This is a genomic window from Plantibacter sp. Leaf1 (assembly GCF_001421315.1).
In the GTDB taxonomy this organism is placed as follows: domain Bacteria; phylum Actinomycetota; class Actinomycetes; order Actinomycetales; family Microbacteriaceae; genus Plantibacter.
The window spans coordinates 674,449-696,885 of record NZ_LMJX01000002.1 but is presented as its reverse complement, the minus strand read 5'-3'; the positions used below and the strand labels follow the sequence as shown (position 1 = coordinate 696,885).

The following is a 22,437-nucleotide window of genomic DNA, read 5'->3' as shown; positions in this document are numbered from 1 at the left end:
GCGGTACCCTGGGGACATGATCATCCGGCGGGCGTTCTTCTACTGGCGATTCATCGCGATCTTCGTCCTGCCCGCCTGGCCGTTCGTCGGGTGGGGCCTGTTCGGCGAGAGCGGCTGGAGCCTCGTCGGGCTGTTCATCGCGATGCCGATCCTCGCCATCGCGCTCGCCGCGATCGCCTTCCTCATCTCGGCCCGCGCGAGTGTCCGCACGACACGCCTCGTCTCCTGGACCGATGTCGGGCTGCTCGCCCTCTGGCACGTCACGATCATCTGCTTCGGCTCGTTCAGCTCGGGTGTGGCCCTCTGGGCCGTGCTCGGCGTCGTCGCCGGGCTCGCCGCGTTCTGGGGCGTCATCTCCCAGCTCATCTCCGAGACGACGCGCCGTGCGCGCGAGACGATGGCGGAGTTCGAGCGGATGGCCGCCGCCGCTCCGGGAACGGTACCCGGATCCTCGATCCCACCCGCGCAGCGGTTCGAACCCGGGCCGATCGACGGCGGCGAGTTCATCGTCATCGAGGAGAAGAAGCCCGACGAACGTCGCTGAGGAGGCGTCGGACGCGCCCGGTTACCCATCCGGAACGCTTTCATGACACAATTGCTGTTTGTGCCTCCGCAGTTCTGCCACAGGGGAACGCCGGCAACGGGCACACCCTTCCTTCCGAACGTATTCAGCGGTCGACCTGTGGCGGTCGCAGAGATGGAATCATCATGCACATTCTCGACTCAGTCGATGCAGCATCCCTCAAGTCGGACATCCCCGACTTCCGCGCCGGCGACAACGTCAAGGTGCACGTGAACATCATCGAGGGCAACAAGTCCCGTATCCAGGTCTTCCAGGGTGTCGTCATCGGCCGCTCCAACGAGGGCGTCCGCGAGACCTTCACCGTCCGCAAGGTGAGCTACCAGGTCGGCGTCGAGCGTACCTTCCCGGTCCACTCCCCGAACATCGACCACATCGAGGTCGTCACCCGCGGTGACGTCCGTCGCGCCAAGCTCTACTACCTGCGCGAACTGCGTGGCAAGAAGGCGAAGATCAAGGAGAAGCGCGACAACTAGTCGTCCTCCCGGTCGCCTGCGCGATCATTCCTGAGCTCCCCACCGGATAAGCTGGTGGGGAGCTCAGGCGGTTAAATGACAGACAATTCCCTGGCGGCAGACGCGTCGCCCGACCACAAGCAGCGCCCACGCGGGAAACGCGGAGCGCTGCTCTTCCTTCGCGACCTCCTCATCATCTTCGTGGTCGCGTTGTTGGTCTCCTTCCTCATCAAGACCTTCCTCGTCCGGTCGTTCTACATCCCGTCCGGGTCGATGGAGAACACCCTGCAGATCCAGGACCGCATCCTGGTGAACGAGCTCGTCCCGGACGTAGTCGCCCTGAACCGCGGCGACGTCGTCGTCTTCCAGGATCCGGGCGGCTGGCTGCCGCAGACGGTCGAGCCCCCGCAGCCGCCGGCCACCGCTGCTGTCGAATGGGTCCTGTCGATCTTCGGTCTCGTCGCCCCCGACAGCGACGACCACCTCATCAAGCGCGTCATCGGGCTCCCGGGCGACCACGTCACCTGCTGCAACCCGCTCGGCCAGATGACGGTCAACGGCGTGCCACTCAACGAGCCGTACGTGAAGCTCCCCGCAGGCACCGAGAAGGTCTCCGGCGACGCGTTCGACATCGTGGTGCCGGAGGGCTCGCTCTGGGTCATGGGCGACAACCGCTACAACTCGAAGGACTCCCGGTACAACGCCGACACGCCTGGTGGCGGGTTCGTCCCGATCGACAACGTCGTCGGGCGGGCGTTCGTCATCACCTGGCCGTCCAGCAACTGGGCCTGGCTCGACAACTACCCCTCGGTGTTCCAGGGCATCCCCGCTCCAGAGAAGGAGTGATGGCGGTCAGCGAACCGACCCTCGAGGTCGAGCACGGACTGTTCGCCGCGGGGGTCCCGTCGGTCATCGGCATGGACGAGGTCGGCAGGGGCGCCATCGCGGGACCGGTGGCGGTCGGCGCGGCGGTCGTCGCCCCGGCGTGTGGTCCGTTCCCCGTCGGGCTCCGCGACTCCAAGCTGTTGAGTGAGCAGGCCCGGACCCGCATGGAACCGCTCACCCGCGAGTGGGTGCTCTACGGCGCGGTCGGGCTGGCGAGTCCGGCGGAGGTCGACGAACTCGGCATCACGGCCTGCCTCGGCCTGGCCGGGCGCCGTGCGTTGCTCGAGCTCCACGCCGTCGGAGCCGACGTCACGGGGTCGACCGTGCTCCTCGACGGGAACAGTGACTGGCTCAGCCGTTCGCTCCATCGCCCGCTCACGATCACCACCCGCGTGAAGGCGGACCGCGACTGTGCCTCCGTCGCGGCGGCGTCGGTCCTCGCCAAGGTGCATCGGGATCGGCTCATGATCGAGCTGCACGAGACGCTGCCGGAGTACGGCTGGCAGGGGAACAAGGGCTACGGCTCGGTCCACCACCTGGCGGCGCTGACGGAGCACGGTCTGACGCTGCACCACCGGAGCAGCTGGCTGCCGGCCTACACGTAGGATAGAGAGACCATGGACGAAGACGAGTTCGAAGACTACGACCGCGAGGTCGAACTGGCCCTCTACCGCGAATACCGCGACGTCGTGGGGCAGTTCAAGTACGTGATCGAGACCGAGCGCCGGTTCTACCTCGCCAACGAGGTCGAGCTCGTTCGACGCGACACGGCGAACGACTTCTACTTCGAGCTCTCGATGACCGACGTCTGGGTCTGGGACGTGTACCGCTCCGACCGCTTCGTCAAGAGCGTCCGCGTCCTCACCTTCAAGGACGTCAACGTGGAGCAGCTCTCCTCGCGCGACTTCGAGCTGCCCAAGGAGCTCACGCTCGACGAGTAACCGCCACTCGCTCGCCGCCGACCCCGCTCCACAGGACGGTCCGTCGCCCCGATCTTCGCTCCCACGTCACCCGGCGCATCCGAACCTCCTCCGTCCCGCTTGGCTGGGTGCCAGGAGGTGCACATGGCACGGAAGGACGAGCTCGGCCGTCGGGGCGAGCAGGTGGCGATGGAACATCTCGAGGCGTGCGGGTTCCGCATCCTGGATCGCAATTGGCGATGCCCGCAGGGCGAGCTCGACGTGGTCGCCGACGACGACGGCACCCTCGTCTTCGTCGAGGTGAAGACCCGTTCCGGTGTCGGGTTCGGAGACCCGACGGAGGCGGTCACCGCTCGCAAGCTCGCGAGGATCGGCCGCCTGGCCGGGGCATGGTGCGCCGAGCACCATCCACGGTCGAGGCGGATGCGCGTCGACGTCGTCGGGATCGTGCTGCCGCCGGAGGGCGGCGTGCGTCTCGAGCACCTCAGAGGGGTGTCCTGATGGCCGTGGCGCGCACCTGGTCCGTCGCCCTCGCCGGGCTCACGGGGTCGATCGTGGAGGTCGAGGCGTCGGCGTCGGCGACGGTCCCCGGCATGGCGATCGTCGGACTCCCCGACAAGTCCCTCGGCGAGGCCGCGCACCGGATCAAGAGCGCGACGGCGAACTCGGGTTGCCCGTTGCCGGGCGGCAAGCTCACGATCAACCTGTCGCCGGCGTCGTTGCCGAAGCAGGGGAGTGCGTTCGACCTCTCCATCGCCATCGCCTGTCTCGCCGTCGGCGGCCTCGTCCGCCGGGAGTCCGCCGAGCGGGTGGTGCATCTCGGTGAGCTCGGACTCGACGGTCGGCTGCGGCCGCTCACGGGTGTGCTCCCCGCGGTGCTCGCCGTGGCTCGCGCGGGCTACGACGCGGTCATGGTGCCGACCGCCAACGTCGCGGAGGCACAGCTCGTCCCCGGGGTCACCGTCATCGGCGCGACGTCGCTCCGCGACGCGGCGATCTGGCACGGCGCCGAACTGACGCCAATCGACCTGGAGCCGGTCCGGCAGCGGGTCGAGAAACTGCCGGAGCCGGACCCGCTCGACCTGGCCGACGTCGTCGGTCAGCCGGACGCGGTCGAGGCGATGGTCGCCGCCGCCGCCGGTGGTCACCACGTCATGATGGTCGGACCACCGGGTGCGGGCAAGACCATGCTCGCCGCCCGGTTGCCGGAGATCCTCCCCGATCTCGGCCCGGACGCCGCCGTCGAGGTCAGCTGTCTCCGGTCCCTGATCGGCCTCCCACCGGACGGATCCCTCGTGCGCAGACCGCCCTGGGAGAGCCCCCATCACTCGTCCTCGGCTGCGGCGATCATCGGCGGAGGTTCTCGGCAGATCCGGCCGGGGGCTGCGGCACGGGCAGCGCACGGGGTGCTCTTCCTCGACGAGGCACCCGAGTTCCGGGCGGACGTCCTCGACTCGCTGCGGCAACCGCTCGAGTCGGGTGTCGTCACCGTCCACCGTGCGCACGGCAGTGCGACCTTCCCGGCCGCCTTCCAGCTCGTCCTCGCCGCCAACCCATGTCCCTGCGGGCAGTACGGCACGGCGGACGGTGTCTGCACCTGTCCGCCGCAGGCCAGGCGGCGGTATCTCGGACGGGTGTCCGGACCGCTCCTCGACCGCATCGACATCCGGGTCCGTGTCTCACGGATCACCTCGGCGCTGTCCGGCCTCTCGCAGGAGGGCGGGCTGTCCACCGCCGAGGCCCGTGCCCGGGTCGAAGCCGTCCGGAGCGCGAGCGCCGAACGATTGGCGGGCACCGGCTGGACGACGAACGCGCAGGCCAGCGGCACCTGGCTCCGGAGCCCGCGGATGCGTCTCGCCAGATCGGTCACGGTGGCGCTCGACCGATCGCTCGAGCGCGGCGGGATCACGATGCGCGGGTACGACCGGATCCTCCGATTGGCGTGGACGCTCGCCGACCTCGACGACGCCGTCAGCCCCACGGCGGAGCACCTCGGCCGGGCGCTCTTCCTCCGGAAGGGCATCTCATGAGCTCCTGGTTCGGGTTGGACAGCACGCTGATCGACAGGCTCGTCCGGCGACTCGGGAACGATCCGGATGTCGACGGGGCAGGCGTCGTCTCCGACGCCGAGGCCGTGCGCGAGGCATTCGCCAGGGCCGCGTGGACGATGATCGCGGAACCCGGCGACGGTGTCTCCGGGTTCGTGGTCGCCGCGCTCGGTCCGGTGGGGGCGCTTTCGGCCGTGATCGAGCGGGCCGGGCCGACGGAGCTGCAGCGCCGGATCCTGGCGAGCGGGTGGCCGGGAGCGGGCACCCCCGCATCATCGGACACCGACGAGCCGGCAGCACCTCCGGCTTCCCGCGTGCTCGGCAACGCGCTCGAGCGCTGGCGGCCCAGACTCGTGTCCGCGGACCTCGTCGCCGCCTGTGAGACGGCGATCAGCGTCGGTGCCCGGCTGATCCTGCCCGGCGGCCCCGGCTGGCATTCGGGCTTCGGCGATCTCGACGTGCACGCCCCTCACGCCCTGTGGCTGCGGGGCGATCCCGGCGCGCCCGTCTCCGACCGCGCGATCGCGATGGTCGGTGCGCGGGCGGCGTCCGGCTATGGCGAGCACGTGACCGCTGAGGCCGCGGCAGGGCTCGTCGACCGGGCCTTCACGATCGTCTCCGGTGCGGCGTACGGTATCGACGGTGCGGCCCACCGTGCCGCGCTCGGGAGCGGTGGGATGACCGTGGCGTACCTCGCCGGAGGGGTGGATCGTCCCTATCCGGCGGGTCACGACGCCCTGATCCGTCGGATCCGCGAATCGGGCGGTGCCGTGGTCAGCGAATCGCCGTGCGGCTCGGTGCCCTCGAAATGGCGGTTCCTGCAGCGCAACCGACTCATCGCCGCCGCCTCGTCCGCGACGGTCGTCCTCGAGGCGGGGAGTCGCTCGGGGTCCATCAACACCGCAGGCCACGCCGCGTCGCTCGGACGACCGCTCGGGGCCGTCCCTGGCCCCGTCACGAGTCCCTCCTCGGCGGGCTGCCACCGGCTGATCCGCGAGTACGCGGCCACGTGCGTGACGAACGCTGAACAGATGGCCGAGCTCGCCGGGTGGAGCGCGCTGGACGACACGGGCGAGGCGTACGCCTCCGCCGAGGAGCGCCGCGTCCGTGATGCCATGAGTGTCCGCTCGGCGCGCAGCGTCGACGCGATCGCGAAGGAGAGCGGTCTGAGCCTGCGCGAGGTGACGGGCGTGCTCGGCGCGCTGGACCTCGCCGGGGTCGTCTCGGAGCGCGAACACGGATGGGTGCTCCACGCCGGACGAGCATGACGTGCACGATCGGCGGGGGAGGGACGCGCCGCCGCACCCGTGCGGCAAGCTGTGCAGGTGGACATCGAGACGAGCGCAGCCGCCTTCTCGGAGCATCTCGTCTCCGAGCGTCGGCTCTCGCCGCAGACCGTTCGCGCCTACGCATCCGATCTCCGGCAGCTCGCCGACTTCGCCAGCGGACGCGACGTCGACGACGTGAGCGGTGTGACCCTCGACCTCCTGCGTGACTGGCTCTGGGTGGCGTCCGAATCGGGCTCATCCAAGGCGACGCTCGCCAGACGGACCGCCACGGCCAAGGCCTGGAGCGACTGGCTCCTCCGGACGGGCAGGGTCGACGCGGACGTCGCGGCACGCCTCCGGAGTCCGAAGACCGGTCGGACCCTTCCCCGGGTCGTCGGCCGCGGGCCCTTCGACGAGCTGCTCGCCGGGCTCGAGGACCGCGCGGCGGCGGGCGAGCCGAACGCGCTCCGCGATCTCGCCGTCGTCGAGCTCCTGTACGCGTCGGCGCTCCGCGTCTCCGAGCTCTGCGGCCTCGACCGGGACGACCTCGATCTCGACCGACTCACCGTCCGCGTGACCGGGAAGGGTGACAAGGAACGCGTGGTGCCGTTCGGTGTCCCAGCGCAATCGGCGATCGTCGACTACCTCACGAGCGCTCGACCGCAGCTCGCGGCTCGGGTCCGCTCGAGCGACGGTCGACCGGCGCCCGGCGCCGCCCTGTTCCTCGGAGCCCGCGGTGGCCGGCTCGGCCCGCGCTCCGTGTACACCCTCGTTGCCCGGCTCCTCGACGCCGTGCCCGGCGGCGGCCCGGCGGGACCCCACGCCCTGCGTCACACGGCCGCGACGCACCTCCTCGACGGCGGGGCCGACCTGCGAGCGGTCCAGGAACTCCTGGGGCACGCCAGCCTCGCGACGACGCAGATCTACACGCACGTCTCCGTCGAGCGCATCAAGGAGAGTTACCGCAGCGCCCATCCACGGGCCTGAGCCGCCGCCGTCGCGGTCAGCGGGAGCAGGACCGCCGGTGGGACCTCGCCGAGCAGCGACATCGGGTTGACGTAGACGCCGTCGCGTCGCACCCCGAAGTGCACGCACCGGTCGGCGCAATGTCCGCCACTGCCGACCGTCCCGATCGGCGCTCCACGCGGCACGGAGCTGCCGACCTCCACCGAGCCCACGACCGGTTCGATGCTGGAGACGTGTCCATCGTCGTGCCGGATCACGACCAACGGCCGGTCCACCACCGTCCCGCTGAAGGTCACGACGCCGGCGGCCGCGGCTGTGACCGGTGCTCCTGGGCTCGCCGCGATGTCGATCCCTCGATGGCCCGCCGAGTACGGATCCGGAGGAGCGACGAAGGGGGCGACGACCGGGTGCGGGGGAGCGAGGGGCCAGGACCAGGCCGGCGTCACGGCGGAGCCGTTCGACGGCGTGCCGAGCAGCAGGCAGACGGAGAGCAGGCGGAGCGTGATGGAGATGGTCATCATCCGAGGTTCCCGGAAGCGGGACACCCGGGGTCCACGGGGAATCGGGTGAGCGCAGCGGACGAGGTGTCGAGGCGGTTGTGGAGCGCGGTCGTCACGGTGCCCGGATGCTATGCTGAACGGAGCACCTCGCTCGTCGGGGTGACTACGCGTGCCATTTCGGCCTCCACTTCCATTCGGTCCTCGCTCTCCGGAGCGCGGCGGACGTGCGCCGGGCACCAGGGACGAGGCCATCCGGTCCGTCAGACAACCGAGGCACTCCCAACCGTCCGCGCCAGCGGTGCGGTGGCGAGCGCAGAACAGGAGAACGGCTCATGGCCGTCGTAACCATCCGCCAGCTGCTCGACAGCGGCGTGCACTTCGGGCACCAGACCCGCCGTTGGAACCCGAAGATGAAGCGGTTCATCTTCACCGAGCGTTCCGGCATCTACATCATCGACCTGCAGCAGTCGCTCGGCTACATCGACCAGGCCTTCGACTTCGTCAAGGAGACGGTCGCCCACGGCGGCACCATCCTCTTCGTCGGTACGAAGAAGCAGGCGCAGGAAGTCATCGCCGAGCAGGCGACGCGCGTCGGCCAGCCCTACGTCAACCAGCGTTGGCTCGGTGGCCTCCTCACCAACTTCCAGACGGTGTCGAAGCGACTCGCCCGGATGAAGGAGCTCGAGGAGCTCGACTTCGAAGACGCCTCGAAGAGCGGCTTCACCAAGAAGGAACTCCTCATCAAGAAGCGCGAGCTGGACAAGCTCCACAAGTCGCTCGGTGGTATCCGCAACCTCTCGAAGACGCCGTCCGCCCTCTGGGTCGTCGACACCAAGAAGGAGCACCTCGCGATCGACGAGGCGCGCAAGCTCGGCATCCCCGTCATCGGCATCCTCGACACCAACTGCGACCCCGACGAGGTCACGTACCCGATCCCGGGTAACGACGACGCGATCCGTTCCGTCGGCCTGCTGACGCGCATCATCGCCGACGCCGCCGCCGAGGGGCTCATCCAGCGCCACCAGAAGCCGACCGAGGGCGACGCCCCGGCCGAGCCGCTCGCCGAGTGGGAGCAGGAGCTGCTCCAGGGTGGCGAGCAGGGTTCCGCCGAGACCGCGAAGGTCGCCGATGAGGCCATCGCCGCGACCGACGCCGTCGAGTCCGCCCCCGCCGTCGAAGACGTCGAGGTCGCCGCAACCGAGTCCGCCGACGACGCCGCGGGTGCAGCTGCAGCCGAGCCCGTCGCCGACGAGAAGTAATCAAGGAGATCACCAGCAATGGCAAACTTTTCTCTTGCTGACCTGAAGGTGCTGCGCGAGCAGCTCGGCACCGGCATGGTCGACACCAAGAACGCACTCGTCGAAGCCGATGGCGACGTCGAGAAGGCGACCGAGATCCTCCGCCTCAAGGGTGCGAAGGGCAACGCGAAGCGTGCCGACCGCTCCACGAGCGAAGGCCTCGTCGCCGCGAAGGAGAACGGCGAGACCGCCACCCTCATCGAGCTCGCCTGCGAGACCGACTTCGTCGCGAAGGGTGAGAAGTTCCTCGCCCTCGCCGACCTCGTCCTCGACGCGGTCGTCGCCGCCGGCGCGACCACCGTCGAAGAGGGGAACGCGGCTCCGGCCGACGGCAAGACCGTCGCCGAGGTCATCGCGGACTCGGCAGCGATCATCGGTGAGAAGTTCGAACTCCGCCGCCTCGCGGTGGTCCAGGGCGAGCACTTCGCCGTGTACCTCCACAAGACCAACAAGGACCTGCCCGCGCAGGTCGGCGTGGTCGTCGGCTACACGGGTGACGACGCGGAGACGGCTCGCAGCATCGCGCAGCACATCTCCTTCGCCAACCCGTCCTACCTCAGCCGCGACGACGTCCCGGCCGACGAGGTCGAGAAGGAGCGCGAGATCGTCACCGAGATCTCGAAGAACGAGGGCAAGCCCGAGGCGGCTCTGCCGAAGATCGTCGAAGGCCGAGTGACCTCGTACTTCAAGCAGGTGGCGCTCCTCGAGCAGGACTACGCCAAGGACAACAAGTTGTCCGTGCAGAAGGTGCTCGCTGACGCGGGCCTCACCGTGACCGGGTTCGCCCGCTTCAAGGTCGGCGCGTAGCAGTTGTGACGGGGTCCGGATCGCCAGTGGCGATCCGGACCCCTTTGCGTGCACGGACATATCCGTGCACGCCGGATCGGTGATGATCCAGCCGAGGAGTCGTCGGTTGTCGCGGACAGCGCGTGGCTCCGGGCACTAAGTTGTGTGAGGGACGAGGGAGGACAGGCGGATGCCGGAGAAGAAGCGCAGGGTACTGCTCAAGCTGTCAGGTGAGGCGTTCGGAGGCGGCCAGCTGGGCGTCAATCCCGACGTCGTCGGGTCGATCGCCCGAGAGATCGCCGAAGCGACTGCCGAGGTCGAGGTCGCCGTGGTCGTCGGAGGAGGCAACTTCTTCCGTGGTGCCGAGCTCAGTCAGCGCGGGATGGACCGCGGGCGAGCCGACTACATGGGCATGCTCGGAACGGTGATGAACGCCTTGGCGCTCCAGGACTTCCTGGAGCAGGCCGGCGCAGCGACCCGCGTGCAGTCCGCCATCGCCATGACGCAGGTCGCCGAGCCGTACATCCCGCTCCGCGCGGAGCGTCACCTCGAGAAGGGTCGCGTCGTGATCTTCGGTGCCGGCGCAGGGCTGCCCTACTTCTCGACCGACACCGTCTCGGCGCAGCGCGCGCTGGAGATCGGCGCCGTCGAGGTGCTCGTCGCGAAGAACGGTGTCGACGGGGTCTACACCGCCGACCCGCGCGTCGACCCGACCGCGACGAAGATCGACACGATCTCCTACCAGGAGGCCCTCCAGCGCGGCCTGAAGGTCGTCGACTCGACGGCGTTCAGCCTCTGCATGGACAACGGTATGCCGATGCGGGTCTTCGGCATGGAACCCGCCGGGAACGTGACGGCAGCCATCCGTGGCGCTGCGATCGGCACCCTCGTCACCTCCGCGTAGGCGGCAGGGCGGCCAGGTCCTGCGCCGTCGCCCGACTAGACTGAACCCAGTAATGCAATCAAAGGAGTGCTCGTGATCGCGGATGTCCTCTCGGATGTTGGTACCCGGATGTCGAAGGCCGTCGAGGCCGCGAAGGATGACTTCGCCACGGTGCGTACGGGTCGCGCCAACCCCCAGCTGTTCCAGAAGGTGCTGGTGAGCTACTACGGCACGCCGACCCCGCTCGCCCAGCTCGCCTCCCTGCAGAACCAGGAGGCGCGCACCATCGTCGTGACGCCCTACGACAAGACCGCGCTGCGCGACATCGAGCAGGCGATCCGGGACATCCCGAACCTCGGCGCCAACCCGACGAACGACGGCACGGTCATCCGGGTCACGATGCCCGAGCTGACCGCCGAGCGTCGCAAGGAGTACGTGAAGATCGTCCGCGGCAAGGGCGAGGACGCGAAGGTCTCCATCCGGAACATCCGTCGCAAGGGCAAGGACGACCTCGAGGCACTCAAGAGCGAGGTCGGCGATGACGATGTCGCGCGCGGAGAGAAGGAGCTCGAGGCGGTCACCAAGTCGCACATCGACGCCGTCGACGCCGCGCTGAAGGCCAAGGAGACCGAGCTGCTCTCGATCTGAGCCGCTGTCCGTCCGCTGATTCCGTTCGCCGCCCGGTCAATCGATCGACGGCCGGCCCGCTGGAGGTACCTGTGGAAGACGATGTCGCTTCCGGGCGGTCGACTGAGCCGACGACGCCGGAACCCGGCAAAGCCGGCAAGCTCGGACCGCAGGAGCTGCGGTCGCAGCTGAAGGACCGTCGGGCCAAGTTCGAGCGCCAGGTCGAGGTCACCAGGGCCGACATCGAGCGCCAGGTCCAGGCCACGAAGGCGCAGTTCGATGCGACGAACGAGCGCATCGAGGCTCGTGTCGGCCGCAACCTGGTCAACGCCATCCTCATCGGGGTGGCGGCCGGCGGCATCATGCTCGTGAGCCTCATCATCTTCAAGGTGATCTTCGTGGTGCTCGCGTCGGCCGTAGTGGCCTTCGCAGCACTGGAACTGCGGAAGGCCCTCGAGCACACCGGCCGTCGGGTTCCGGCGATCCCGACGGTGATCTCGGCGGTCGCCATGCAACCGGCCGCGTTCTTCCTGCACGACGTGTGGCGCTGGTCGGTCGTCCTCCTCGGCATCCTGCTGGTGATCGTCTGGCGGGTGGCCGAGCAGCTGATCGCCACCAGGCGCACGGATCTCCCGACGCTCGTCCGGGATCTGGCCTCGGGGACCTTCATCCAGGTCTACGTGCCGTTCCTCGCGTCCTTCGCCGTCTACCTCGTCGCCCAACCGGACGGGGAGTGGTGGACGCTCGCCTTCCTGATCCTCGTCATCTGCGTCGACGTCGGCGCCTACGCGAGCGGTCTGTCGTTCGGCAAGCACAAGATGGCGCCCGTGATCAGTCCGAACAAGACGTGGGAGGGCTTCGCCGGGGCCGGCGTCGCGGCGGTCGTGGCCGGCGTCCTCCTGGCGATCCTGATGCTGGGCGTCCCGTGGTGGGTCGGTGTGCTCCTCGGTCTCCTGCTCCTCGGGAGCGCGACGGTCGGCGATCTCGCCGAGTCGCTCATCAAACGCGACATCGGCGTCAAGGACATGAGTTCCTGGCTTCCCGGGCACGGCGGATTCCTGGATCGGCTGGACTCCATCCTGCCGTCGGCCGTCGTCGCCTACGTCGTCTACCTGGTCTTCGGTTCGCTCGCGAGCTGAGTCGCCGGCACCCTCGGTTTCGCTCGATCAGTCCGTCATGGGGGAGAATGGTCCGGTGAGCACGATCTTCCCCACCTCCAAGCGTTCGAAGCGTGGCTACGATCCAGCCGAGGTCGACGAGTTCCTCGACCGCGCTCGAGCGGCGTACGCACAGGACGCCGAGGCCGACGCCGACACCGTGCTGTCCGCAGAGGACATCCGTCGGGTGGCCTTCCGGCTGGTGCGCGGCGGGTACAGCACCGAGCACGTCGACGCCGCACTGGAGCGCCTCGAGGACGCCTTCTCCCTGCGGGAGCGCGAGCGGTCCGTCGAGGAACGCGGCGCGAAGGAGTGGCTCCGTGACGCCCGCGGCACCGCGCAGGTCATCCTCAACCGGCTGACCCGGCCCGAGGGTCAACGGTTCAACCGGGTGAGCCTCCTCGCGCGGGGGTACAGCCGGAAGGACGTCGACGCTCTGGCCGACCGCCTCGTCGCCTATTTCCACGACGGGACGCCGCTCAGTGTCGACCGTGTCCGAACCGCCGTCTTCCGCAACGAATGGGCGGGCTATCGAGAGTCGCAGGTCGACGCCCTCCTCGACAGCGTCGTCGACGTCATGCTGGCGGTTCGCTGAGGGTCCTCCTCTCCGGTGGCCTGTTCCGGTGTTCTCGGCTACCATCGATGCATCGTGCCTCAACACTCAACTGACGTGACTCCGTGGAAACCATCAGCCCAGCCGAACTCCGGCAAGGCTGTTCAGTCCTACCGTCGTCCGCGTTCGCGTGGCAAGAAGGTCCTCGGGATCTTCGCGGCCACCGCGGCGTTCGGCTTCGTGGCGGTGACGATGGTCGACCCGACCTCGAGCGTGGTGGCATCCTCCTACGCCGAGAAGCAGGCGCAGTTCGGCGGGAACGCCGCGCAGTCGGTGGTCGCCAGCTCGAACTTCCAGTACACCTTCGCCCGCGACAGCTACGAGGTCGTCGCTCCGCCGCCCCCGCCGCCACCCGTGGCCGCCCCGGCCGCGACGGACAAGGGTTCGTCGTCCGGCAGTGCGCCCGCGGCGGGAACACCCGACCCGGGTACGGCTCAGGCCATCGCGTACGACATGGTCATGGCGAACGGTTGGGGAGAGGGCGAGTACAGCTGCCTCGTATCCCTGTGGAACCGTGAGTCCGGCTGGAACGTGTACGCGTACAACGCGAGCTCCGGCGCGACCGGCATCCCGCAGGCACTGCCCGGCTCGAAGATGGCGTCTGCAGGGGCGGACTGGGCGACCAACCCGGCCACGCAGATCACCTGGGGGCTCGGGTACATCACGAGCCGGTACAGCACGCCGTGCGGTGCGTGGGCTCACTCGGAGTCGAACGGCTGGTACTGACCCGACCCGCGCGCCCGCTCGACGGGTGTCGGGGAGGCTGTGCCTAGACTTGACCCATGCCTCGACATCACCGCCATCGGCCTCGGCCCGGCGACGACGAAGGCAACGGGCTCGACCGGCTGCTCGCCGGGTGGAAGCGCACCGAAGACCACCGGGACGGCTCCTGGAATGTCCAACCGGTGTCCGGTTCCAGCGCACAGAAGACCTACGTCTGCCCGGGCTGCGGGCAGACGATCCCGCCGGGTACCGCGCACGTGGTGACCTGGCGCGCGGACGGCGTGCTGGGCGATCAGGCGGACATCGCCGCTCGACGCCATTGGCATGACCGTTGTTGGCGGATCCGTTGAGGGCGCTCCGGTCGCCCGGAGACGCCGACGATCCGCTCCGAGGAGGAGACATCACATGACCGACACCATCGAGATCCGCGGCGGGACCGAGTTGCCCGCCGTCCGCGAGGACATCGAGCTGCACACCAGCGACGGCCTGACCCTCGTCGGTGAGCTCGCCGTGCCGGCGGACGGCCCGATCGTCGCCACCCTGGTGACCCTGCACCCGCTGCCGACCGCTGGTGGGTTCATGGACTCCCATGTGCTCCGGAAGGCCGCCGCACGCCTGCCGGCCCTGGCGGGGATCGCGGTCCTCCGGTTCAACACGCGGGGGACCTCGTCACCCCGCGGGACGAGCGACGGCGCCTTCGACGGTGGTGTGGGCGAACGGGCGGACGTCGAGGCGGCGTTGGCCTTCGTCGCCGAGCGCGGACTCCCGCATCCGTGGTTGCTCGGGTGGTCCTTCGGAACCGAGCTGGCGTTGAAGTACGGACGCGAAGCGGCCGTCGACGGGGTGATCCTCCTCTCGCCGCCGCTCCACCGCACCACCGACGACGAGTTGCGCGCGTGGGCCGCCGACGAACGCCCGATGATCGTGCTCGTCCCGGAGTTCGACGACTTCCTCCGGCCACCGGAGGCGACGGAGCGTTTCGGCGTCCTCCCGGGGGCGACGCTCGTACCGGTCGACGGTGCGAAGCACCTCTGGGTGGGGGAGAGTCAGACCCGACGCGTCCTCACCGAGATCGTGGCCGCGGTGCACCCTGCGGCACTGCCGCTGCCGACGCACTGGCCGACGCCCGAGCGTTCAGCAGCCGTCTAGCAGCCTCCCAGTCACGTCCGATAGCCTGAACCACCTGCGTCTCGTGCCGGCCCGACCCGCCGGAGCCCGTCGGGCGCATGATCACCCGCGTCGTCCCCGGCGCCAGAGGAGAGTATTCCGTGCGTTTCGTTCTCGCCATCGCCGCGTTCGTCGTGGCTGCCGTCATGATCGTGACCGGCATCGCGCAACGGACCGTGTTCCTCCAACCGGGCACGTTCAGCCTGTCGACGACGGTGGACGACGGAGACCGCTTCATCGTCATCCCCGGGAGTGTGCTGCAGTCGCAGCCGGGGGCGCAGTCGATCGTCGCGAGCGCCGGCGGCGACACACAGGTGTTCATGAGCTACGGTCGCGCGGCCGACATCACCGCCTGGTTGGGCGACGAGCCCTACAGCCGGGTCGGGGTCAACAGCGCGGGGACCGCGCTGACGACGACGAGCGTCGTCCCGGACGCCGACGACTCCACGGACGACGGTGACGCGTCACCGAGCGACCAGCCCTCGACCGCTCCCTCCCCGGAGCCGACCGCAGCCGCCCCGGCCGACGACAAGGGTCCCGACCCGCGCGGGTCGGACCTCTGGCTCGGCGAGTACGACGAGGCCGGCGCCGTCATCGCGACGATGAACCTCCCGAAGGACATCGACGTCCTCGTCGCGACCGATGGCAGCGCCGCCGCCCCGGATTCACTCCGTCTCTCCTGGCCCCTCGACAACGCCACCCCGTGGGCCGGGCCGCTGATCGCCGGCGGCATCGTCGTCCTCCTGGCCGGCATCGTGTTGTACCTCTCGGGCATCCAGCGGATGCGTCGCTCCCGCGGCCCGCGTCGCAAGGGTCCCGGCCAAGGACAGAAGGGCCTCACCAAGATGTCGAGACAGCCGAAGCCGCGTCGCCCCCGAGAACTCGGTGCAGGCAAGACCAAGCGCGGTCCGCTCCGCCGTTCCCTGGTGATCGGTGTGCCCCTCGTCCTCGTCGGGACGCTCGGGCTCAGCGGATGTTCACAGGACTACTGGCCCACGATCGGTGCTCCGTCCCCGACGCCGACGGTGACCGCGACCGATCTCCCGGCCGACAGCCAGGATCAGGACTTCGCTGCTCCCGTCGTCACCGTTCCCCAGGTCGAGCGCATCGTGTCGCGCATCTCGACCGCTGCCTCCGAGGCCGACGCCGCGCTCGACGGCACCGCCGCAGCGGTCCGGTTCGCCGGTCCGGCGCTCGCGGAACGCACCGCCAACTACGCCCTCCGTGCGAAGGTCGCCGACGCCGCCGGTGCGACGCCCATCCCGGCGTCGCCCGTCACCCTCACCCTGCCGCAGGCGACCGACGCCTGGCCCCGCACCGTCATGACCGCGATCCAGGACAAGTCGGACGAGACGGTTTCGCCGACCGTCCTCGTCATGACGCAGGAGGACCCGCGGTCGAACTACCAGGTCGTCTACGCGGAGAAGCTCCTCGAAGGCGCACGGCTCGAGAACGTCGCTCCGGCGACGATCGGCGCCGCGAGTGTGCCGCCGGACTCGAAGCTGCTCGTCATGCCGCCCGAGCAGATCGCGGCGGCGTACGCCGACATCATCACCAACGGTGACGCGAGTTCGTTCGCCGGCCTCTTCGACGCCGACGGCGACGTCTTCCGCACGCAGGTCGCCGCCGACCGGGCGACGAAGGCCGCCGGCCTGCCGACGACCGCGAGCATCGCCTTCTCGGCCGCCGCCGGGACCGGTCCGAACGTCGCGCTGGCGACCAACGACTCGGGTGCGATCGTGGCCGTGAACGTCCAGGAGGGTGAGACGGTCAGCGTCGTCACCGCCGGTGCTACCGTGAAACCTCAGGGTTCCGTCGCCGCGCTCTCCGGGATCACCGAGAGCGCGAAGGGGACGCAGGCCACCTACGGTGACCAGCTCCTGTTCTACGTGCCAGCCGTCAACTCCGGAGAGAAGATCACCTTGCTCGGTTTCACCCAGACCCTCACCGCCGCATCGGAGCTCCCGTGAGCGCCGCGGAGCCGAGCGCGGCGCACCTGCGCGGCGCCGTCGACCTGTCCGGCCTCGCCCGTCGCCACCAGGCGCCGCCCGCCGGAGCTCCAGCTCAGCCGGGCCAGTCAGGCGCCCCCGCGGAGGCACCCGGCGCGACCGCCGGACAGACCGTGGACGTCCCGTCGTTCGTCTTCGACGCGACGGACGACGGATTCGGCCAGGTCGTCGAGCTGTCCTCCGTCGTCCCGGTCGTGATCGACCTGTGGGCGGAATGGTGCGGGCCCTGCAAGCAGCTCTCACCGGTGCTCGAACGTCTCGCTGCGGAATACGCCGGCCGGTTCGTGCTCGCCAAGGTCGACGTCGATGCGAACCCGCAGCTCTCGCAGGCGTTCCAAGCCCAGTCGATCCCGATGGTCGTCGCGGTCGTCGGTGGCCGTCCCGTGCCGATGTTCAACGGTGCGATCCCCGAGTCCCAGGTGCGTGAGGTCATCGAGCAATTGCTCCAGCTGGCCGCGCAGAACGGCGTCTCCGGCCGCGCTGTCGTCGCCGACGGAGCGACCGCAGCCGAGGAGGCGGAGCCGGTGGAGCCGCCCCTGCCGCCGCTGCACGCGGAGGCGTACGAGGCCATCGAGCGCGCCGACTACCCGACGGCCATCGCCGCGTACGAGAAAGCCATCGCCCAGAACCCGAAGGACGACATGGCCGTGGCCGGCCTCGCCCAGGTACGGCTCCTGCACCGTCTCGGCGGGAAGACGTTGGAGGAGATCCGCAGTCGGGCTGCAGCCGCTCCCGCCGACCTCGACGCTCAGTTGGCGGTCGCCGACCTCGACCTGTCCGGCGGCCACGTCGACGACGCCTTCGACCGACTGCTCACGATGTTCCCCGAGCTCGACCAGGCCGACAAGGACACGGTCCGGACGCGCCTGCTCGAGCTGTTCCAGGTCGCCGGTGTCACCGATCCTCGCGTCATGCGGGCTCGGGCGCGGTTGACCGGCCTGCTCTACTGATCCGTCCCGGTCCAGCGGACGACGAAGGCCCGCCTCCCTCAGGAGGCGGGCCTTCGTGCTGCAGCCGGGAGGCGTCCGCCCGGCTCAGCCGACGTGCTTCAACCAGATCATGCCGAGCGGGGGGAGGGTGAGTTCCGCGGAGGCCGGCCGGCCGGCCCACGGTGCCGCCGTCGCCTCGATCGATCCGTAGTTCCCGACACCCGATCCGCCGTACTCGACGGCGTCCGTGTTGAGCAGCTCCTCCCATCTGCCGGCGCGCGGGAGGCCGACGCGATAGGGCCCCACCGGCGCTCCGGAGAAGTTGACCAGCGCGGCGATGACGTTGCCCTCGTCGTCGGAGCGGATGAACGACAGCACGCTGTTCTGCGCGTCGCCGCCGTCGAGCCACTCGAAGCCGGCGGGGTCGTGGTCGAGCGCCCAGAGCGCGGGATGCTCGGTGTACACCGCGTTGAGCCGCGCGACGAGCCCGAGCAGGGCGCGGTGGCTCGGCTGATCGAGGATCCACCAGTCCAGCCCGCGTTCCTCCGACCATTCGGACGGCTGGCCGAACTCCTGACCCATGAAGAGGAGCTGCTTGCCCGGGTGGGCCCACATGAACGCGAGGTAGGCGCGCATGTTGGCGAGCTGCTGCCAGTGGTCACCCGGCATCTTCGCCAGCAGCGAGCCCTTCCCGTGGACGACCTCGTCGTGGCTGATCGGCAGGAGGAAGTTCTCGCTGAAGGCGTAGACCATCGAGAACGTGATCTCACCGTGGTGGTGCGAGCGGTACAGCGGGTCGTACTGCATGTACTCGAGCGAGTCGTGCATCCAACCCATGTTCCACTTCAGGCCGAAGCCGAGGCCGCCCTCGCTCGTCGGCGCGGTGACGCCGGGCCAACTGGTCGACTCCTCGGCGATCATCACGATGCCGGGGTTGCGGCGGTACGCGGTCGCGTTCGCTTCCTGGAGCAGGCTGATGGCCTCAAGGTTCTCGCGTCCTCCGTGGACGTTCGGGAGCCACTCGCCGTCCTTCCTCGAGTAGTCGAGGTAGAGCATCGAGGCGACGGCATCCACGCGGAGACCGTCGACGTGGAACTCCTCGAGCCAGTACAGGGCGTTGGCGACGAGGAAGTTCTTGACCTGGGGCTGGCCGAAGTCGAACACGAGCGTGCCCCAGTCCGGCTGCTCGCCGCGTCGCGGGTCGGGGTGCTCGTACAGGGGCTGGCCGTCGAAATTGGCGAGGGCCCATTCGTCCTTCGGGAAGTGGCCGGGGACCCAGTCCATGAGGACGCCGATCCCGGCGCCGTGGAGTCGGTCGATCAGGTACTTCAGATCGTCGCTCGAACCGAACCGGCTCGTCGGAGCGTAGTAGCCGGTCACCTGGTAGCCCCAGGAGCCGCCGAAGGGGTGCTCGGCCAGCGGCATGAACTCCACGTGCGTGTACCCGAGCTCGCCGATGTACTCGATGAGCTGGTCGGCGAGGTCGCGGTAGCCGAGGCCGGGACGCCACGACCCGACGTGGAGCTCGTAGACGCTCATCGGGCCGTTGTGCGGGTCGCTCGCGGCCCGACGCTCCATCCAGTCGGCGTCGTTCCAGCGGTGGTCGCTGACACCCGTCACCGATGCGGTCGCGGGGGACCGCTCGGTGAACCGGGCCATGGGGTCGGACCGTCGGACCCAGCGGCCGTCCTGGGCCAGGATCTCGAACCGGTACAGCTCTCCGGGACCGACGCCGGGGATGAACAGCTCCCAGACCCCGGTCGCTCCCATGTTCCGCATGGCGTGTGCGGTGCCGTCCCACGAATTGAGGTCGCCGATGACGCGGACGGCCCGCGCGTGTGGTGCCCACACGGCGAACGCGGTGCCGGTGACACCCTGCTGCTCGGTCACGTGTGCACCGAGGGCGTCCCAGAGCCGCTCGTGGCGTCCCTCACCGATGAGGTGGAGGTCGAGCTCGCCGATCGACGGGGCGAAGCGGTAGGGGTCGTCGGCGTTCCAGGTCGAGCCGTCCCCATAGCGCGCGTCGAGCGTGTAGTCGAGGATGCCGTCGACGTGGAAACCCTGCCAGATGCCGGAGCGGACGTGGGCGAGCTCCACGCGTGCTCCGTTCGCGAGGACCGCCGTGACCTGCTCGGCCAGGGGGCGACGCGCGCGCACCACGACGAGTGGGTCGCTCACCCCGCCCAAATCGACGAGGTGCTGCCCGAGGATCTGGTGCGGATCGTGGTAGCGGCCCTCCGAGACCGCGTCGAGGATCCAGTCGTCGACGGACGGGAGCGGGAGCTCACGCGGGGGCGGAGCCACCTCGGCGGCCGGGGGAGCGGCAGCCCGGCGACCCGAGCGCTTCGGAGCCGCGGCACCGTCGGCGGATGGGGGGATGGTCGTCATGGTCGGATCCTCACGCTCAGGATGTGCACGGGTTCGGTGAAGGCGTCGAGGCGCACGAAGTTGCTGTCGGACCAGATCCACTCGGCCCCGGTCACGAGGTCGGTGACGTCGAAGGTGCCTCCTGGCACGCCGCCGAAGACCGTCTGGTCGAGGTGCACCATGGTCTGTCGTACGGAGTGCGGGTCGAGGTTGGCGACGACGACGATCGTGTCCGGCTCACCCGTCCCGGTGAACCGCTCGTCGAGGTGCTTGCTGTAGACGAGGATCTGGTCGTCGTCGCTCCAGTGGAAGCTGATGTTGCGCAGCTGCCGGAGCGCGGGGTGCGTCCGCCGGATCTGGTTGAGGAGGGTGAGGTACGGCGACAGCGACGTCCCGGCCTCTTCGGCCGCCGCCCAGTCCCGCGGCCGGTACTCGAACTTCTCGCTGTCGATGTTCTCCTCGGCGCCCGGGCGGGCGACGTTCTCGATGAGCTCGTACCCGGCGTACACCCCCCAGGTGGGCGCTGCCGTCGCGGCGATGGCCGCACGCACCTTGTACGCGGCGCGTCCACCGAACTGGAGGTATTCCGTCAGGATGTCGGGGGTGTTCACGAACAGGTTCGGGCGGAGGAAGTCGGCGGTCTCGGTGGCCGCCGCGCCGAGGAACTCCTCGAGTTCCTCCTTCGTGTTCCGCCAGGTGAAGTACGTGTAGCTCTGCTGGAAGCCCACCTTCGCGAGCCCCTGCAGGAGCGCCGGACGGGTGAACGCCTCCGCGAGGAAGACGACGTCGGGGTCGGTGCGGTTGACCGTCGCGAGGAGCCACTCCCAGAAGTCGAGCGGCTTGGTGTGCGGGTTGTCGACCCGGAAGATGCGGACACCGAGCGAGATCCAGTGGCGGACGATGCGCAGCACCTCGGTGCGGATGCCCTCCGGGTCGTTGTCGAAGTTCACCGGGTAGATGTCCTGGTACTTCTTCGGCGGGTTCTCCGCGTACGCGATCGTGCCGTCCGGCAGTGTCGTGAACCACTCGGGGTGCTCGGTCACCCAGGGGTGGTCGGGCGAGGCCTGCAGGGCGAGGTCCAGTGCGATCTCCAGGCCGAACTTCTTCGCCTGACGGACGAAGGAGACGAAGTCCTTCTCGGTTCCGAGGTCGGGATGGATCGCGTCGTGGCCGCCGGCGGCACCACCGATGGCCCAGGGGGATCCCGGGTCGTGTTCGCCGGGGGTCAGGGTGTTGTTGGGTCCCTTGCGGAACGTCTCACCGATCGGGTGGATGGGCGGCAGGTACAGGACGTCGAAGCCCATCGCGGCCACGGCGGGGAGGCGTGCTGCGGCCGTCCGGAAGGTGCCGGAGGCCCAGGATCCGTCCGGGCGCTGCTCGGCGCCCTCGGAGCGGGGGAAGAATTCGTACCACGAGCCGACACCGGCCCGCGTGCGCTCGACCCGGATGCGTCGCTGCTCGCTGGTGCTGGCGAGTCCGGCGAACGGGCGTCGCGCGGCGATGGCGAGCAGTTCCGCATCGTCGAGGACGGCGAACCTCGCGTCGGGATCGGCGTCGGCGTCGCGGAGCAGCTTGGCGGTCGAGGTGAGGAACCGGCGGTCCTTGGCGGGGCGGAGTTTGTCCGTCGACGCTCCCTCGAGGAGTTCCGCCCCGATGAGGTACATGAGGTCGACGTCGACGCCTGCCTCGATCTTCACCCGGGCGTTGTGCTCCCAGGTGGCGAACTCGTCGGCGAAGGCACGCACCTGATAGCTCCAGGTCCCCTCGGTGGCGAGCTGGACCTGGACCTCGAAGCGGTCGGTACCGGCGGCGCCCGGTGCCATGCGATGGGCGGCCGTCTTCCCACGGGGGTCGGTGAGCAGGAGCTCGACCCCGATCAGGTCGTGGCCTTCGCGGAACGCGGTCGCCGCGAAGGGGACCACCTCTCCTGCGAACGCCTTGGCCGGCCAACGCCCGCCTTCGACGGAGGGGGTCGGATCGAGGATCGGGATGCGCCCGATGTTCGGGGTGAGTGTGAGCGACACCGTTCCGGCGTCGTCGACGGTGGAGGACTGCGGTACTGACTTCGGCATAGTGCGTTCCATCTCCTTCGGTGCCACTCGTCCGACCGTACCGCGAAACGTGGGCCGATGAAGGGCCGCGCGGGGTGTCGCGCGTCATGCTAAGGCGGACCGTGCCGTGCGGTTCCCGCAGGGTGGACGGCGGCCGGTCGGGCGGCCGGTCGGGCCGCCGGTGGGGGTGCCATAGAGTGAGCCC

The 22,437-nt window shown here is 69.5% G+C and carries 23 protein-coding genes; 20 read left to right on the top strand and 3 right to left on the bottom strand.

All coding sequences use genetic code 11. The annotated features are described in order from the left end of the window. The first annotated feature begins 16 nt into the window (after positions 1–16). From ASE44_RS05515 to ASE44_RS05475, 9 genes are all read left to right on the top strand, one after another. Positions 17–544, top strand: coding sequence for a hypothetical protein (locus ASE44_RS05515; protein WP_056778063.1), 528 nt, complete (start codon positions 17–19; stop codon positions 542–544). Between the two features lie 164 nt (positions 545–708). Continuing rightward, positions 709–1,056: a 50S ribosomal protein L19 gene (rplS, locus tag ASE44_RS05510; protein ID WP_056006851.1), complete on the top strand. Its 348-nt coding sequence runs from the start codon at positions 709–711 to the stop codon at positions 1,054–1,056. Between the two features lie 75 nt (positions 1,057–1,131). After that, positions 1,132–1,881: a signal peptidase I gene (gene lepB / locus ASE44_RS05505; RefSeq protein ID WP_056006848.1), complete on the top strand. Its 750-nt coding sequence runs from the start codon at positions 1,132–1,134 to the stop codon at positions 1,879–1,881. Next, a complete protein-coding gene (locus ASE44_RS05500; RefSeq protein ID WP_056006844.1) occupies positions 1,881–2,525 on the top strand; it encodes a ribonuclease HII in 645 nt (214 codons plus the stop codon). Before lepB ends, ASE44_RS05500 begins: the two co-directional genes overlap by 1 nt. A 12-nt stretch (positions 2,526–2,537) precedes the next feature. After that, positions 2,538–2,861, top strand: a complete 324-nt coding sequence (locus ASE44_RS05495) for a DUF2469 domain-containing protein (RefSeq protein ID WP_056006841.1) — start codon at positions 2,538–2,540, stop codon at positions 2,859–2,861. 123 nt (positions 2,862–2,984) lie between these two features. Further along, entirely contained in the window at positions 2,985–3,341 is a 357-nt protein-coding gene (locus ASE44_RS05490) for a YraN family protein (RefSeq protein WP_056778061.1), read from the top strand. Then, positions 3,341–4,870, top strand: a complete 1,530-nt coding sequence (locus tag ASE44_RS05485; RefSeq protein WP_056778058.1) for a YifB family Mg chelatase-like AAA ATPase — start codon at positions 3,341–3,343, stop codon at positions 4,868–4,870. The genes ASE44_RS05490 and ASE44_RS05485 overlap by 1 nt, the downstream gene beginning before the upstream one ends. Then, positions 4,867–6,156, top strand: coding sequence for a DNA-processing protein DprA (gene dprA, locus ASE44_RS05480; RefSeq protein WP_056778054.1), 1,290 nt, complete (start codon positions 4,867–4,869; stop codon positions 6,154–6,156). The genes ASE44_RS05485 and dprA overlap by 4 nt, the downstream gene beginning before the upstream one ends. A 57-nt stretch (positions 6,157–6,213) precedes the next feature. Then, positions 6,214–7,143, top strand: a complete 930-nt coding sequence (locus tag ASE44_RS05475) for a tyrosine recombinase XerC (protein ID WP_056780894.1) — start codon at positions 6,214–6,216, stop codon at positions 7,141–7,143. On the opposite strand, the gene ASE44_RS05470 is transcribed toward ASE44_RS05475, so the two are convergent. After that, entirely contained in the window at positions 7,116–7,640 is a 525-nt protein-coding gene (locus ASE44_RS05470; RefSeq protein ID WP_162235737.1) for a murein hydrolase activator EnvC, read from the bottom strand. The genes ASE44_RS05475 and ASE44_RS05470 overlap by 28 nt on opposite strands. Before the next feature lie 314 nt (positions 7,641–7,954). Here ASE44_RS05470 and rpsB point away from each other — a divergent pair, with 314 nt between their 5' ends. The 11 genes from rpsB to ASE44_RS05420 all read left to right on the top strand — a co-directional run bounded on the left by rpsB (position 7,955) and on the right by ASE44_RS05420 (position 17,835). Then, complete coding sequence (rpsB, locus tag ASE44_RS05465; RefSeq protein WP_056006828.1) at positions 7,955–8,881, top strand: 30S ribosomal protein S2; 927 nt, start codon at positions 7,955–7,957, stop codon at positions 8,879–8,881. Between the two features lie 18 nt (positions 8,882–8,899). After that, positions 8,900–9,727, top strand: coding sequence for a translation elongation factor Ts (tsf, locus tag ASE44_RS05460; RefSeq protein ID WP_056778047.1), 828 nt, complete (start codon positions 8,900–8,902; stop codon positions 9,725–9,727). Between the two features lie 169 nt (positions 9,728–9,896). Next, positions 9,897–10,610 (top strand): UMP kinase, encoded by a 714-nt coding sequence (pyrH, locus tag ASE44_RS05455; protein ID WP_056006822.1) that lies wholly within the window; start codon positions 9,897–9,899, stop codon positions 10,608–10,610. 72 nt (positions 10,611–10,682) lie between these two features. After that, positions 10,683–11,237 (top strand): ribosome recycling factor, encoded by a 555-nt coding sequence (gene frr / locus ASE44_RS05450; RefSeq protein ID WP_056006819.1) that lies wholly within the window; start codon positions 10,683–10,685, stop codon positions 11,235–11,237. 71 nt (positions 11,238–11,308) lie between these two features. Further along, positions 11,309–12,355: a phosphatidate cytidylyltransferase gene (locus tag ASE44_RS05445; protein ID WP_235522552.1), complete on the top strand. Its 1,047-nt coding sequence runs from the start codon at positions 11,309–11,311 to the stop codon at positions 12,353–12,355. A 55-nt stretch (positions 12,356–12,410) separates the two neighbouring features. Beyond that, positions 12,411–12,968: a DivIVA domain-containing protein gene (locus tag ASE44_RS05440; protein WP_235522551.1), complete on the top strand. Its 558-nt coding sequence runs from the start codon at positions 12,411–12,413 to the stop codon at positions 12,966–12,968. Positions 12,969–13,043: 75 nt separating this feature from the next. Then, the gene (locus ASE44_RS05435) at positions 13,044–13,712 is read left to right on the top strand and encodes a lytic transglycosylase domain-containing protein (RefSeq protein ID WP_200921020.1); all 669 of its coding nucleotides are present in this window, start codon (positions 13,044–13,046) and stop codon (positions 13,710–13,712) included. A 56-nt stretch (positions 13,713–13,768) separates the two neighbouring features. Beyond that, on the top strand, positions 13,769–14,059 hold the full coding sequence (locus tag ASE44_RS18165; RefSeq protein ID WP_082455836.1) for a hypothetical protein: 291 nt from the start codon (positions 13,769–13,771) through the stop codon (positions 14,057–14,059). 55 nt (positions 14,060–14,114) lie between these two features. Further along, positions 14,115–14,858: an alpha/beta hydrolase gene (locus ASE44_RS05430; RefSeq protein ID WP_056778044.1), complete on the top strand. Its 744-nt coding sequence runs from the start codon at positions 14,115–14,117 to the stop codon at positions 14,856–14,858. Between the two features lie 119 nt (positions 14,859–14,977). After that, the gene (locus tag ASE44_RS05425) at positions 14,978–16,846 is read left to right on the top strand and encodes a hypothetical protein (protein ID WP_056778042.1); all 1,869 of its coding nucleotides are present in this window, start codon (positions 14,978–14,980) and stop codon (positions 16,844–16,846) included. Beyond that, positions 16,843–17,835 (top strand): tetratricopeptide repeat protein, encoded by a 993-nt coding sequence (locus ASE44_RS05420; RefSeq protein WP_056778038.1) that lies wholly within the window; start codon positions 16,843–16,845, stop codon positions 17,833–17,835. Before ASE44_RS05425 ends, ASE44_RS05420 begins: the two co-directional genes overlap by 4 nt. A gap of 84 nt (positions 17,836–17,919) precedes the next feature. Here the strand turns inward: ASE44_RS05420 and glgB are convergent, their stop codons facing one another. Together glgB and ASE44_RS05410 are read right to left on the bottom strand one after the other, a co-directional pair. Then, positions 17,920–20,202 (bottom strand): 1,4-alpha-glucan branching protein GlgB, encoded by a 2,283-nt coding sequence (glgB, locus tag ASE44_RS05415; protein ID WP_157579806.1) that lies wholly within the window; start codon positions 20,200–20,202, stop codon positions 17,920–17,922. Next, positions 20,199–22,253, bottom strand: a complete 2,055-nt coding sequence (locus ASE44_RS05410) for a maltotransferase domain-containing protein (RefSeq protein WP_082455834.1) — start codon at positions 22,251–22,253, stop codon at positions 20,199–20,201. The genes glgB and ASE44_RS05410 overlap by 4 nt, the downstream gene beginning before the upstream one ends. Positions 22,254–22,437 lie beyond the last annotated feature (184 nt).